Annotated in this window: 13 protein-coding genes and 1 pseudogene; 4 read left to right on the forward strand and 10 right to left on the reverse strand. The window is 69.2% G+C overall.

The window, feature by feature from the left end; genetic code table 11:
- Nucleotides 1–13: 13 nt before the first annotated feature.
- From ACQPXD_RS48235 to ACQPXD_RS48260, 6 genes are all read right to left on the reverse strand, one after another.
- Nucleotides 14–682 carry a hypothetical protein gene (locus tag ACQPXD_RS48235; protein WP_432830553.1) on the reverse strand — a complete coding sequence of 223 codons (669 nt, stop codon included), beginning with the start codon at nt 680–682 and terminating at the stop codon, nt 14–16.
- Nucleotides 683–785: 103 nt separating this feature from the next.
- Nucleotides 786–1,490 carry a recombinase family protein gene (locus ACQPXD_RS48240; RefSeq protein WP_432830555.1) on the reverse strand — a complete coding sequence of 235 codons (705 nt, stop codon included), beginning with the start codon at nt 1,488–1,490 and terminating at the stop codon, nt 786–788.
- Nucleotides 1,487–1,732: a hypothetical protein gene (locus ACQPXD_RS48245; protein ID WP_432830557.1), complete on the reverse strand. Its 246-nt coding sequence runs from the start codon at nt 1,730–1,732 to the stop codon at nt 1,487–1,489. Before ACQPXD_RS48245 ends, ACQPXD_RS48240 begins: the two co-directional genes overlap by 4 nt.
- A 178-nt stretch (nt 1,733–1,910) precedes the next feature.
- Nucleotides 1,911–2,408, reverse strand: coding sequence for a hypothetical protein (locus ACQPXD_RS48250; RefSeq protein WP_432830559.1), 498 nt, complete (start codon nt 2,406–2,408; stop codon nt 1,911–1,913).
- Between the two features lie 134 nt (nt 2,409–2,542).
- Entirely contained in the window at nt 2,543–3,010 is a 468-nt protein-coding gene (locus ACQPXD_RS48255) for a hypothetical protein (protein WP_432830561.1), read from the reverse strand.
- Nucleotides 3,011–3,062: 52 nt separating this feature from the next.
- Nucleotides 3,063–4,280, reverse strand: coding sequence for an ISAs1 family transposase (locus tag ACQPXD_RS48260; protein WP_432830563.1), 1,218 nt, complete (start codon nt 4,278–4,280; stop codon nt 3,063–3,065).
- 877 nt (nt 4,281–5,157) lie between these two features.
- Here ACQPXD_RS48260 and ACQPXD_RS48265 point away from each other — a divergent pair.
- The 3 genes from ACQPXD_RS48265 (at nt 5,158) to ACQPXD_RS48275 (ending at nt 7,132) form a co-directional block, all read left to right on the forward strand.
- A complete protein-coding gene (locus tag ACQPXD_RS48265; protein WP_432830565.1) occupies nt 5,158–5,349 on the forward strand; it encodes a hypothetical protein in 192 nt (63 codons plus the stop codon).
- A gap of 12 nt (nt 5,350–5,361) precedes the next feature.
- Complete coding sequence (locus ACQPXD_RS48270; protein ID WP_432830567.1) at nt 5,362–5,811, forward strand: helix-turn-helix domain-containing protein; 450 nt, start codon at nt 5,362–5,364, stop codon at nt 5,809–5,811.
- A gap of 85 nt (nt 5,812–5,896) precedes the next feature.
- Nucleotides 5,897–7,132: a ParB/RepB/Spo0J family partition protein gene (locus tag ACQPXD_RS48275; RefSeq protein ID WP_432830569.1), complete on the forward strand. Its 1,236-nt coding sequence runs from the start codon at nt 5,897–5,899 to the stop codon at nt 7,130–7,132.
- A 669-nt stretch (nt 7,133–7,801) separates the two neighbouring features.
- Here the strand turns inward: ACQPXD_RS48275 and ACQPXD_RS48280 are convergent.
- A complete protein-coding gene (locus ACQPXD_RS48280) occupies nt 7,802–7,957 on the reverse strand; it encodes a hypothetical protein (protein WP_432830571.1) in 156 nt (51 codons plus the stop codon).
- Nucleotides 7,958–8,304: 347 nt separating this feature from the next.
- On the opposite strand from ACQPXD_RS48280, the pseudogene ACQPXD_RS48285 reads away from it, so the two are divergent.
- Nucleotides 8,305–10,753, forward strand: a pseudogene (locus ACQPXD_RS48285) (AAA family ATPase); the annotation flags it as partial.
- Between the two features lie 330 nt (nt 10,754–11,083).
- Here the strand turns inward: ACQPXD_RS48285 and ACQPXD_RS48290 are convergent.
- The 3 genes from ACQPXD_RS48290 to ACQPXD_RS48300 all read right to left on the reverse strand — a co-directional run bounded on the left by ACQPXD_RS48290 (nt 11,084) and on the right by ACQPXD_RS48300 (nt 12,641).
- Nucleotides 11,084–11,278 carry a hypothetical protein gene (locus tag ACQPXD_RS48290; protein WP_432830573.1) on the reverse strand — a complete coding sequence of 65 codons (195 nt, stop codon included), beginning with the start codon at nt 11,276–11,278 and terminating at the stop codon, nt 11,084–11,086.
- A 255-nt stretch (nt 11,279–11,533) separates the two neighbouring features.
- On the reverse strand, nt 11,534–11,674 hold the full coding sequence (locus ACQPXD_RS48295; RefSeq protein ID WP_432830575.1) for a hypothetical protein: 141 nt from the start codon (nt 11,672–11,674) through the stop codon (nt 11,534–11,536).
- Between the two features lie 196 nt (nt 11,675–11,870).
- A complete protein-coding gene (locus ACQPXD_RS48300; protein ID WP_432830577.1) occupies nt 11,871–12,641 on the reverse strand; it encodes a zinc ribbon domain-containing protein in 771 nt (256 codons plus the stop codon).
- Between the last annotated feature and the right edge of the window lie 823 nt (nt 12,642–13,464).

The raw sequence follows: 13,464 nt of genomic DNA on the forward strand, positions 1-13,464 counted from the left end.
GTGCCCCTGACGGTCATGCAGGCGAATGCTCATCGCCGTTCCCAGGCCCGGCCAGGTCGGCGACGACGCGGCCGCGCAGCACGGTGAGGCGGCCTGCGGCGTGCCGGAGCCGGTCGGCCTCGACGGCGAGCTGCTCGCGCAGGTCGTCGTCGGTGATCCGGTCCGGGACGGCGGGCGCGGCGTCGAGCCCCGCGGGTGCGCTGGTGAGGGTGCCGGCCATCCAGTTCAGCAGTTCGACGTGGGCGTCGAGCGCGGCCGCCAGGTCGCCGGCGTTCAGCGCTTCCTGGGCCCGCTCGAACGGCGGAAACGGTGTGGTGCGGGCCGGGGCCGGGGTGCCTTCGGCGACGATGACGGCACCGAGCTCGATGCCGGGGATCACCCGGCCGTAGGTGCGGATCCGCCCGTCGTCCTCAAGGACGTCGACCGGGTCGGTTCCGTCGGCGAGGGTGAGCACCGTGACGACCGCCGCGGTGCGGTTGTCGGTCTCCTCCAGCTGCAGGGCCGGGTCGATACGGAGCGTCTCGGCGATGCGGACCGGGGTGCCGGCCGGCAGCCTGGCCATGAGCTGGGCCAGCTCACCGGCGGTGCCGAACTCGGCCGGGGTCGGCCCCAGCCCGTCACGCACTGCGGCCATCGCCGCCGCCTGCTGCGCCTGTGCAGTCTGCTTGTCCAATGCCGTCATTCGGTCCTCGCCCTCGTCCAGTCTGTGTCGACGTCGTCGTTCTGAGCCAGCGCCTGGTGGGACCCAGCACCTCGAACGCGGCCGGGCGGGCGAGGACCTGGTCCTACGCCCCGAGGGCCGGCAGTGGTCGGGTGTCGCCGGGCAGCTCGGCGACCCGGGCGTCGAGGCCCGGCTGGGCAAGGTCGGGCGGCAGCAGCTCGGGCAACACGCTGTAGATGGTGGTGCGGGAGACGCCGAGGAGTTTCGCGATCGCGCTGATCGTGCGATTGGGCTCGGCCAGCAGCTGCCGGGCGTAGGCAAGCTTCTCGGGGGTCATCGCCGGCGGCCGGCCAAGGCGCTGGCCGCGGGCCCGGGCAGCGGCGAGGCCTTCGTTGGTGTTCGCCACGATGATCGTGCGGATGAACTCCGCAAGCGCGGCAAAGACATGGAAAACGAACATGCCGCCGGGGGTGGTGGTGTCGAGCTTCTCGTGCAGCGACAGGAACCCGACGTTCATCCGCTTCAGCTGCCCGACGATCGTGATGAGGTCCTCCAGGGACCGGCCGAGCCGGTCCAGGGAGACCACGGTCAGCGCGTCGCCCGGCCGGACGTACTCGAGCATCCGGGTCAGCTCGGGCCGCGCGGTGTTCTTGCCCGTCGCCTTGTCGAAGAAGCACTTCGCGCAGCCGGCCGCGGTCAGGGCCGCCTCCTGCCGGGCGAGGTTCTGGTCCCGGGTGGACACCCGGCCGTAGCCGACGAGCACGCCGGTCAGCGGCGCCGGCGTGAGCAGGTCCCCGCCGTCTGGCGCGACGATGCCGCCGGCGGTCACGGGGCGGCCCGCCGGGCGAGTTCCGTGGCGACGGTCTCGCACCACTGCCAGGTGAGCGGGCGGTCGCCCCAGCGGCTGATGACGTCGAGGCGCGACGCGAGCACCGTCATGCCGGCGGCCGCGGCGCCCTGGGCGTCGATCGCGCAGGCGCCCAGAGACGGCGAGGAGGCGATCACCGGGTCGACGGCGAAGCCGAGCTCCATCAGCTGCAGCACGGTCTCGGCGGTCAACGTCTCGATCATGTGGTCTCCGTCCGGCGAGGGGGCGCGGCGCTGCTCAGCATGCCCGGAAAACGGGTCGGCGGGTTGTTGGACACGCCGACTTTCTGGACACGTTTTCTGGACGCCCCTGACCGATCCGGCGGCCATTTTTGATCTTGTTCGGGAAACGATCGATTCCCGGACAAGATCAAGCTGGCGGCTAGACGGAGAACGTCGCGCAGGTGGGATCGGCGATGGTCTCGCCGGTACCGATCTTGCCTTCGGGCCAGAGTTCCCCGGTGATCTCGTAGTCGCCGTGGTCGAGCTTTGCCGGTATCCGCAGCGGCCGCGGCACTGATTGGACGCCGGGCTTGATCGGGTAGTTGTGAAGATCCCCGAACCCGTCGGCCAGCGAGGTGCCGTCATCCGCGTACACGTCGGCCCCGAGGTCGGCTCGCCCCTCGATCTTCGCCGTGATCATGTAGGTGAGGGTTACTTGCGCGCCCGGAGGAGCCGGCTCGACCGAGCAGGTGACGTTGAGATCGTCTTTGGTCAGCGGCCGCGGCGCGCTTGCCGGAGTCGGACTTGCTGGTTCAGCTCGGACGCTGGACGCATCCGGCTGCGGAGCTGTGCTTCCGGGAACGGGGCCGATGCGCGTTGGATCGACGACCGGGCCACCCGGCGATTGGGGCGCCAACCAGGCCAGCACCGCGACCACGATCCCGATGGTGGCGAGAACTCCCGCACCTCCCACCCACTCCGGCCGGGTGAGAGCGCGGCGCCAGAATCCTTGCACCGGCGGTTGTGATTCCACCGAACCTCCCAGCGAAGAGAGAGGACGTCGAACCCTGTTTAGGCTCGGGTGACATCACACCCAGCTGTCGGCCCTGGCCGCACACGCGAGAATCGCTCGCGCCTGATGTCACGGACCCGATCGCAGCGCGCATTAGCCCTGTTGGCGGTGCAGATCGCTCGGCGTGGTGGCCGACTGCCAGCGGCGCCAGTAGCAGGTGGCCTACAGATTCGAGTCACGCTTCGGACACGCGGACCCCACAGGCCGCGCGCCGGGCTCGACCAGTTGCAGGCCGGCCGGAACTGCACCCGGCACACGTCGGCCGGGGCGAGGGAGCGCAGCGCGGCGTTGACCGACAGGGTCTTGCCCAGGCCGGCGTCGCCGTGCACGCACATCATCGCCCGCGCGTGTAGGACGTCGGCGAGGTTGTCGCGCAGCTGCAGCAGCGCCTCGGCGGCCACCACGTGCGCCCCGGCCAGACCGGGGTAGTGATCGTCGCGCTCGTCGAGGTCGAGCCAGGTCGTCACGTCGCCTCCGTCTCCGCTGCACCAGGCGAGCCCGTCGAGCTGGGGGCCAGGGTCATTGCATAGTCGGGTAGCCGCTGGTCACGGCATCGATGAGGTCGCGTGAGCGGCGGTCGGCGCGTCGGGTGGCGCGGGCGATGTTGGCTGCGTTGTCGGTGCGGTGGTAGCCGATCGCGGCGTTACGCAGGGTGGCGATGACGGCGGGTCCGGTGCCGGTCCGGGCTTGATGGTGGTCTTCACGGAATGTCACGTCCCGCACGTGGTGCAGGCGGTTCTCGATGTGCCAGTAGCGGCGGATCCAGTCCTGCAGGTCGGCGGGCTGGGCGTCGGCGGCGGGCAGGGACACGGTCAGGTACGCGGTTTCGCGGCTGGTCCGGCTGGCGGTGATGCGGGTGCGGGTGATCCTGACGGCCTGCTCGGCGTGCGGGAACGCGATCCCGCCTGGGGTGGCGAGGGTGATCGCTGTGACGGTGCGGGTCTCGCGGCGGCCGTGGCCGCGGTCGCGGGTTCGGTCCCCGGCCGGGACCTGCGCCCATGGCAGGGCTTTGAGCTGGGCGAACAGGGTCGGCTGGTTGGCCTTGACCTGCACGAGCAGGTGCGCGCCGCGGCCGGCGACCTCGGTGGCGTGGCGGGTCTGGGTGTGCAGTGCGTCGGCGACGAACAGCAGGTCGGTCAGGTCGCCGAGCACGGTGGTGACGGCGTCGAGCAGCGGGGCGAACGCGGGGATCTCGTTCGACTTGGCGTCGATGGTGACCTGCGCCAGGACGATGCCGGTGGCGGTGTCGAGGGCGGAGAGCAGGTGGACGTAACCGCCGTCGGGGCGCCGCGAGCCGCGCAAGGTTTTGCCGTCGATGGCGATGACCTGCCGGTATCTGCGTGGACGCCGCAGCGCTGGCCGGGTGCGGGTGCGGGTGCGCAGCCAGCCTGCGAGGACCCCGGTCAGCAGTCCAGCGTCGAGGCGGGTCAGCAGCCGCCACACGGTCGTGCCCGCGGGTGTCCGGCGAGCGAAGCCGAGTCTGGCCTTGGCCTGTTCGTCGAGGTCGTGGAGCCAGTCGCTGATCGCGGCGAACGATGACGCACCGGCGAGGGCGGCGCAGACCGCGACAGCGAGCAGCCCGGAGAGGGGGTATCGGATCCCGCGGGGGTCACGCGGGTCCGGGACCGCGGCCAGGGTCTGCAGCAGCCCGTGCTGCTCACTATCGGTGACAGGTGCGGGTGCGGTGTTCGCGACAGGCGCGGTGACGGCCAGTGCGGGAATGAGGGATGATGCCATCGGCGGGTGAGGTCCTTGCGGTGTCACGGGGCGTCGAGAACTCCATGATCACCGATGCGGCCTCACCCGCTTTCACGGCCTCTACAGCGTCCACTCACCCCTAGAACCTCCTGCTCAGAGCCCTCGCCGCTCGACTACGCAATCGCCCTGAGCTGGGGGCCGATGCCGCCGGCATCGGCGGCGCGGGCCGAGCGGGGCAGGACCCAGCCCGGCGCCGGCGGGCCGAGCGGCATCACCCACGGCCGGGCCTGGGCCGGCTCCGGTGTGGTCGCCGCGGCGTAGATGACGCGGCCCCAGGTCCCCGGCCGACTCGTAGCCGCCGGCGAGGTTGTTCATCGAGGTCAGCGTGTTCGGGTGGTCGTCGCCCAGGACCCTGTACCTGCTTCTGTTTACCTTTGAGCCCCGTGTGGCCTTATGTGTGCATCAGCCGTTGTACCTCTCGTGTTCACCTTCCGTTCACCTGTGACGTTCGTATCAGTCAGCGTCAGCCATCGTTAGCGTCCGAACGACGGAACCTGACGAACTTTCGCATTAGCTCAAGCCTCCGTGCGTAGTACTCGAAGTACGTGCCCTCAATGTTGGTTCTGCGAGAACCAACATTCTCTACCATTGAGGACATCTGCCCTTTCGGTAGACGCGGAAATAGTCTCTACCAAATGAGGTGGTGGGTTCAATTACGTTGCCGAGCCCCAGCTAGAGACCTACTTAAACGATTAAGTTGTTTCATTCTTAAAGTAGAACGCTTTGACTCGAAGCATCGCTTGGCGTGCGTCATCAAGCAATGCCAAGATGACGAATAGCAATCCAGCGGAGGTGACTCCTCCCGCGCGGAAGGCCTTACCCGAGACCGCCTGGCCCACCACCAAAGGACACGATCATGAATACGGTTCCTCGTCCGCCGGAAGCCCTGTTCGCCCGGATGATCGCGTTCGTCGCGATCCTGTTCTGCATCGACGTGCTCCTCCTCGTGTTCCATGCTCAGGGCTACGACGCCCGGGCCGCGCTGGCCGCTGCGTGCGGCTTCGCCGTCCTCACCGCCGAGATCGCAGAACGTCTGCTCAAGGCCTAGGGACGCTGCGTCATGACTGAAGTCGGTCATCGGCCCGGGCGTGACGTCGCCACCCCCGGGCCGGCCAGCGCGGCGTGCGCTGCGGCCGCGCTGGGGCAATTTGTCCTTGAACTGCGCGAGGTCCGCCGCGCCTCCGGCGACTCGTCCTACGCCACCCTCGTGCAGGCCATGAACGGGGAGTACTCGAAGGCCACCATCTCCCGAGTGCTCAACGGCGCGGAACCTTCGTGGCGGTTTACCCGCAGCTTCCTCGCCGCGTGCGGAGTCACCAATGCAGAGATCGCGGCCATCTGGCACCCGAAGTGGACCGGCCTGCGCGATGCCTTACGCCCGCTGGCGGCTCGCAGCCCGGCGGCGGGCGCTCCGTACGGCGAGGAGTGCCCCATCTGCGGCGGCTGGACAACAAATCCGCAGCGGCACGCCGAGTACCACCGCCACCACGACGCGACCGCCGGTAACTGATGTCTGACCGGCGACCGAACTACCTCCCCTTCGAGTCGCGGCCCGGATACTGCCTGTACATCTTCGACAGAGAGTGAGCACGGTTATGGCATCCGCCGCGGCGGCATCCGCTGGATGGGACGACGAGGAGCCGCTAGAGGACCGGGAGGCCCGCGCGCCGGGCACCCGCCCGGCCACCGGGTCCATCGAGTTCGCGCGCGTGAGACCCAACCAACTGGCCGACGACCCACGGAACCCGCCGCGGCGCCTCGACGACCTCGACGACCTCGCCAACGTTGCGGAGTACGGCCTGTTCCAGCCGATCCTCGTGACCACCCGGCAGAACTTCCTGAAGAACAACCCCGCGCGGGCCGAGGCGATTGGTGACGCCCCCTACGTCATCCTGGCCGGCCATCGGCGCAAGGCTGCCGCCGTCAGGTACGGCCTGGCGGAAGTCCCGGTGCATATCCGCCACGACCTCAGCGCCAACGGCGGCGACGCAATCGTGCGGCTGCTGGAGAACCTGAGCCGCAAGGCTCTCGACCCGATCATGGAGGCGCTGGAGTATCAACGGCTCCGGGATGAGAACGGCCTCAAGGTCCGCGAAATCGCCGACCGCCTGCACATCCCCTCGCACTCCGTTGTGTCGAAGCGTCTGCAGCTGCTCGGGCTGCCAACAGCGCTCCAGGAGGCGGTCGCCGACTACCACCTCGGTGTCACCGACGCCGAGGCGTTGAGCAAACTCGCCGACGGCGAGCTGCAGATGCACGCCTGGGAACTGATGTCGGAAGGGCGCATGCCGGTCGGGCAGGCCATCGCCGAGGTACATCGACGCCGGTTGCACCGCGCCGCCGCCGAAACGAAACAGCGCCGCGGCACGCACGACCCGCTCGACTCGCCAAGGAACACGGCGGATACCGAAGCTCGAGCGTCCGAGCGCGAAGCGGCGCAAAACTCCGGCGCAGGACGATTCAGCTCATGCGAGCGGCTGGCCGCGCAGCGAGCCAGTGCCGAGGACGTCACACAGGTCATCGCGCAGTACGCAATACGAGGCGCCTCATACCACCGCGACGCGGTGCGGCTGGCCCATCGCTGGCTGCGCAAGGCCGGCATCGGCCCGGTCGGCCTCACCGATCCGACGGCATACCTGGCGGCCGTCGAACCCGCCGACGTGGTGCATGTCGCCTTCGTGATAGCGGTCGCCGCGGACGAGGCGCGCATGCGCGACCCGCGCCGATCGTGGGACGGACGGGACGTTGCGCATCTGCGCCGGCTCGAGGCGGCGGGGCACCAGACCACAGAATGGGAGCGGTGGCGCGCGGCCGAGGCCGGCGGGGCGTGACGCGCGACCGGCCCAATGCCGCCGCCCCTTGCAGTGAAAGGGCTCCCCTAGCGGTGACGAGCCGCCCGGGGAGCCCTCTCGAAGCCCGGCGCTCGCCTGGCCCACAGACAAGGTCATCCGGGTGACTCATACCGCGCCTGCAGCACGCGGAGGGGGTTCCCACGGTCAAGCATGCCGACGGCGGCGCCGCACCACAAGTAGGCGGAACGCATCGCAACATAGTGAACGGATGAATGTGATACTGCCACCGACACGCGACGAACACCACCGGCCATCATGACCATGGACCGGAGGTTCGCCACACCAGCCGTGATCGGCATGACTATCCCACCCAGCCCACCCGAATCGCGCACGCCGGCGCAGTCGCAGGCCCTGGGCCCGGCGGAGGAAGCCGGTCGAGTCGACACCGCCGGCATCGGCGGCGCGGGCCGAGCGGGGCAGGACCCAGCCCAGCGCGGGCGGCCCGAGCGGCATCACCCACGGCCGGGCCTGGGCGCGCAGCGCGCCGACGTCGGCGTCGACCAGCTCGGCCGAGGCCTCGCCCCTGGTCATCGCACCCAACGGCCGGACCGGCTCCGCCGTGGTCGCCGCAGCGTAACGCCGGCGCCGCGTCTGCTCGACCGCCTTGAGCTCGCGCGCCAGCCGGTCCCGACGCGTCGTCCGGGCCCGCTACACCGCGCGGATGTGCTCGGGGCCGGCCTGGTCGGCGAGGACGGTCCGGCCGAGGTGCGCGCCGGTACGGGCGTCGAAGACCTCGATCTCGTGGTCGTGGTGCGGCATCCACCGCACCCGCACCTGCCGGCCGGCGTTGGCGCTGCCGTTCATCCACGCCCCGACGTAGAACCGTGTCCGCGTTGAGCGTGTCGGAGGGTCGGTGCGGTGGCGCGTGCGGTCGGCCCAGTTGGGGACGCGGTTCACGAGGCCGTCCAAGCGGACGTGACGACGACGGCGGTGGGGGAAGGCCGGCTCGCGTCGGGGAGGTAAGCGCGCGCTCAGCCGGGCCGGGATGCCGCCCGCGCGGTCGGAACGCCTGCACGACCTATCCGTGAACCTGCCGCACCTCACCGCCCGCGGTTACCTCGTACAGGTCGATGCGCAGCCGATTACGGACGTAGACAGGAACCCGTTGGACGGCGCTCACTGAGGCGGTCGGCACTATCAACGCGTAGCGCACGCTGGCGTGGTACCCGGAGCTCGCCGCGGCCGGGGCGCGCCATGGCGTCGTCGTGTTCCCGGGCATTGAGTTTAACGTCAACAAGTGCCACCTCATGGCGATCTGGGACTGCACCGACGACGGGTATCGGCGCGGCCAGCAGCTCCTGGCGCGGCTGTTCCCGCCGGACGGACCAGCGGCGCTGACCGACAAGCGCTTCCCGAACCCGACGTTGTCCGGATCGCCGCTGGAGCTGGCGAAGGAGGCCACCGAGCGCTACGGCGCGCTCGTGCTTGCGCCGCACGCCACCGCGAAAGACATCGGCCTGTTCGGCAAGAACGTGTGCAACATCAGCGCGCAGGTCGCCCAGAGCGGCTACGTGCTCGGCCTCGACGTGTACGGCAACGATCACGCGGACGTGCTCACGAACCCCAAGTCGCAGTTCGACGGCCAGCGGCCGGCCTGGTTCATCTCCGGCGACGTCCGCAGCCTCGACACCGTCGGCGAGCGAGCCGTGTACCTGAAGCTGGGCGAGCCACCGACGCTGGAAAACCTGCGGCAGGCGTTCCTAATGCCCGAGAACCGCATCCGGTTCCCGGAGAAGCTTCGCGGCAAGTACGGGCACCTCACCGGCATCCGCTTCCTGCCCAGCGCCGACGCGACCTGGCCACACATCACCCGCATCGCCATCAGCGGCGGGTTCCACGACGGTGTCACCGTCGACCTCGGCCCCGGCCTCAACGCGATCATCGGAGGCAAGGGCACCGGGAAGTCCACCGCGATCGAGATCGCGCGCCACGTCTGCGGCGGCGCCGAGTCCACCGTCAGTGACAACCAAGACAACCGCCGGACCAACTTCCCGGCGAACGCAACCGCAACGTTCGGCGTCGTCGCCGAGGACCTGCAGCGGTACGATATCGTCCGCTCCGGCGACAGCACACCAGCGCGCCTGACCCGCAACGGCCGCGACATCGGCGTCGACCCCGGCCGCCGGTTCGCCATCAACGTGTTCGGCCAGCGTGAGCTCGCTCAACTGGCCGAGCACCAGGACGCGCTGCGTGACTTCGTCGCCATCTCCGCCGGCCCGCAGATGGGCGACGCCAAGGCCGGCGCGAGCAACTGCCTCGCCGAGCTGAACCGAATCGACGGCGACCTCCGATCCCTCGAAGCCGAGGTCAGCCGAGCCGAGGAGCACGAGGCCCAGCTTGCCGACCTCACCGATCAGTTGAAGGTCGCCGGTCAGCGTGGTGCAGCGGAGCAGGTCGCCGCATCGCAACAGCTGACTGCGGTGGAGGAGGAAGTCGCCGCCGTCCAGCAGTGGCTGACGGACGCCGAAGGCCTCATCACCCAGATCCGTAAGCAGTCGGTCCGCCCAGCGGTTCAGGAGCACGACTGCGTTCCGGAACAGCTCACCAATACCGCCGACCAGGTGGCAGCCGCCCTCGCCGCTGCCACCGACGGCATCGAGGCAGCGACCCGAGCAGCGAACGACGTGATCGGGACGCTCATCGCCGAACATCGCTCCCGGGTCGACGCGCGACGCCACGAGATCAACGTCGCGCTCGCCGACGCCGGCCTGAAAGACCCTGAAGAACTCGCTCACAAGCAGCGGACCGCCGCCGAGCTGGCTCGCGCCGTCGCCGCCGTGCCCGCCCAGCGCGAGCAGATCGAGGCACACCTGGCAACCCGAGCCGAGCTCCTCGAAGACCTGCGCACCTTCCGCACCATGGTGTCCCAGCAGTTCCAGGACGCCGCAGCGGACCTCAACACCAGACTCGGCGACCGCGTCCGCGTCGTTGTGCAGCCGCTGGCCGACACGGCGGACCTCGACACCCTGCTGGCGCGGCTGCTCGCCAGCCAGAACGTCCGAGCCGACCAGCAGACGAAACTGGCCGAAGCCGGACCGGCAACACTCGTCGCTGCGTTGGCCGCCACCGACAACCGCCTGCTGAAGCTCGGCGTCACGGAGCTCACCGCGAGCAAAGTGCGTCAGCTCGGCGTCTCCGAGGTCCGGCAGATCGAGCAATGCGCCATGCCGGACCTCGTGACGATCGAGATCAACGTGGTCGACAGCGGTGAGCCTCGATGGCTGGACGTGCGGAAGGTCAGTCCCGGGCAGAAGGCGACCGCGATGCTCGCCCTCGCGCTCGCGACCGGCACCGACCCGCTCATCATCGACCAGCCCGAAGACGACCTCGACAACCGATTCATCTACAACCAAGTCGTCCGGCAGCTCGCCGAGGTCGCAGACCGACGCCAGGTCATCGTGGCCACGCACAACCCGAACATCCCGATCCTCGGCGACGCCGAGATGATCCTCGCCCTGGATGCCACCGATCGACCAGAGCCGCGTGGTCGCCTGTGGCGCAATCGACGAACCGGACGTCGCCGACGCAGCACGACACATCCTCGAGGGAGGCGACGAAGCCTTCAAAGCACGGGCCCGTCGGTATCGGGCCGCGCGATAGCGCACCCCATACGCCACGCCATCGCTGGCCTCCAGGTCCGTTTCCGGATTGCCGATACGACGCCATTGACGGCTGGGCGGGCGGCACCTCGCCGTAACCCGCGTCGCATCGCTGGAGCGTTGCACAGGAGCGGATGCCCAGCTGGGCATCCGCTCCTGCGTCCGGGCCGCCGGGCTTGCGACGGGTGCCGCGCCTGGCGGCGTTCCTCAGACACCGGCGGCCCGCGCTACCTCGTGTCGTGCTGGTCGCCGCGGTCGGCGCGGGTGCCCTGGAGCGCGCCGCACTACCGGCGTGCCGTAATCCACGGTGTCTTTCCGCGGCGGCGAACGGTCAGGCCCGCCGAACCCGGACTGCCTTCCGCATGCCCTTGACCTGCATCTTCTCGCCCGAGATCGTCACCGCGGGACGGTACGCATAGTGATACTCGTAGTGATACTCCGCCTGCTTCCAGATGGAACCGTCGGTGAGCTCGACGATCGTGTCACCCGACCAACCGGTCCAGCTGCCGTTCACGTACAACGTCATGCGGCAAGCATTGCAGGCACCTACGACATTTTCTGGGGCCGGCGCGCTCTGGCGGGTCAGTCGCCCGGACCAGCGACTTGGACGACGGCGGGCGGCGAGAGGTCGGTGGGGCCGGACGTAGCGGGTCCGGTACCGCGGCTGGCCGCGGCCCAGTCGCGGGTGCCGCCACCGGCCGGGCTGCGAGTCCCACGCGGTGTCCACCTATCCACGGCATGGATGCGCACACGCTAAGCCTGCAACATCGACCTCAACCTGCTACTGAGTCTCGATGCACTGTTCACCGAGCGCAGTGTTACCCACGCGGCTGGCGCAGATGCCGCGGATCCTCACGTACCACCGGGGTACCGCCTCGACGACCGCAGCCCGCAGCTGCGCACCCACGGCGTCGAGCTCCATGTCCGGATGGTCACCGAGAGCTTGATCAGCTGTGCTTGTGCCTCGCCGCGAGCGTCGCATGCGAGACACTCGAACGACTGACCCTGCCCTTGGTCAGATCAGAGCAACGCAAGGATGACCGGCCGTCTTTCCGCTTGGAGAAATGGCTCTGCGTCGATAGGATCAAACGCATGCATCCCTGTTTCATTCAGGGGTGCTATGGGTGGGGGTTCAAGTCCCCCCTTCGACACGAGCCTTCGTACATGATCGCCGATGGCGCCGCCTCGGCGATCACTGCGTTTTGGCCGGGTTGATAGGTGAGTTTCAGTCCTAGGGCGAGGTAGATCTCGGCCTTGTCGGCGGGGTCAGCGTCGCGGAGGACAGTCAGCAAGTTACCGAGACTGGTCACGATGGTCTGGATTTCGTCGGCGGTCATACGGGTGGGTTTTGCGCCCGTGGCGTCGCGGAGTCGTGCTTGGGCGGCGGCGCGGGTGGCGGTGACCTCGGCCGTCCACCCGGCCACCAGGCTAGGGTCGGTGCCGGCTTCCAGGGCAGCCCGGTAGCGGGCGAGGCGTTGGACGCATTCGGCGATGACCCGCCGGGCCTCGGCCGCGCGAGCCGCCTGCTCGCTGTCGCGTCCGTCGTCCTGGGCGGCAGCCAGCGCGGCGAGGGTTTCGGGGAGCCGGTGCGGAGCGAATGCCTGCAGCAGCCACCGGTCCAAGGCCGGCACGAGCTGCTCCTCGCGCAGATAGAGGCTGCACGGATGCGTGGTGTGGTTGGCCAGGCCGTACTCGGCCAGATAGACGCAGCGGTAGTGAGGCTTGTCGTTGTTCCAGCTGCCCTGCATCCGGCGCTGGCACAGCCCACAGAACAGCAGTCCCCGCAGCTGATACGGATGCCGGGTCCGCTTCACGGTGGCGATCGGGGCCTGCCGGCGCCGCCTGCCAGCCAGCAGCGTCTGCGCCTGCTGGAAGTTCTCCGAGGTCACCCATGAGGCATTTCGCCAGTGGTTCCAGCTGCGGCACCACGAACGCGGCGACTTCGACACCAACCCTGCGGCAGCGTCGGTTGGCGTGCTGCTGACGCCCCGCCACGATGGCCTCCGCGAGTGGGACACGAGCATGATCGCCATGACTGGTGACCCAGGGCTCAGCCCCGACGAGGTCGATCAGCTCTCCCGGTTCTGGAACCGGGAGAGCCAGCCCTGAACGTCGCGAGCCTGCAACACCCGCCGGCTGGCGTTCAGGCGACCCGTGGCCTCATGCCGGCGTCCGGCTATCCGGATCTGCCGTTGCGACACGAAGTCGCACCTTGCGAGAGAACTCGCTGATTGGAGGCCGGCGTGATGTCGGTGGCGTAGTTCCGGGCGCGTGCTCATGGCCTGGCTCCGCTCTCGGCGTGCACTGCTGGCAACGGCAGGGTGCGAAGCCCGGGAGGAAGCCGAAGGGCTCCCGTTCCATCCGGGAGTTACGGGCGAGGGGCAGACCGGACGGGTGAATCGCGTGAACCTTCGTTGATGCCTCGTAAAACGGAGCCCTGTCGATGGGTGGCTGCAGCAGGGTGTAGGGACAGGCCGTGGTGATGCGGCAGGCGCCGATCGGGCACGGCATCCGGTCGGGAGAGTACCGCCGTCCCCGGGGTCGAGAAGGCACCCAACCCGGTCGCAGCTCGTGGGTGTGGAACGTGGTAACCGTGCGCCACGAGGCGCTCATGACCGTGTGGAGGTGAAAGGACTCCACCATCGGCCTGTCGCAGCAGGTCGGTGAAGCTGAGGGCAGCCTGATCTGGGGGACGCCGGTGAGGGTGGGAAG

The organism is Dactylosporangium sp. CA-092794, from assembly GCF_050948465.1.
Classification (GTDB): Bacteria; Actinomycetota; Actinomycetes; order Mycobacteriales; family Micromonosporaceae; genus Dactylosporangium.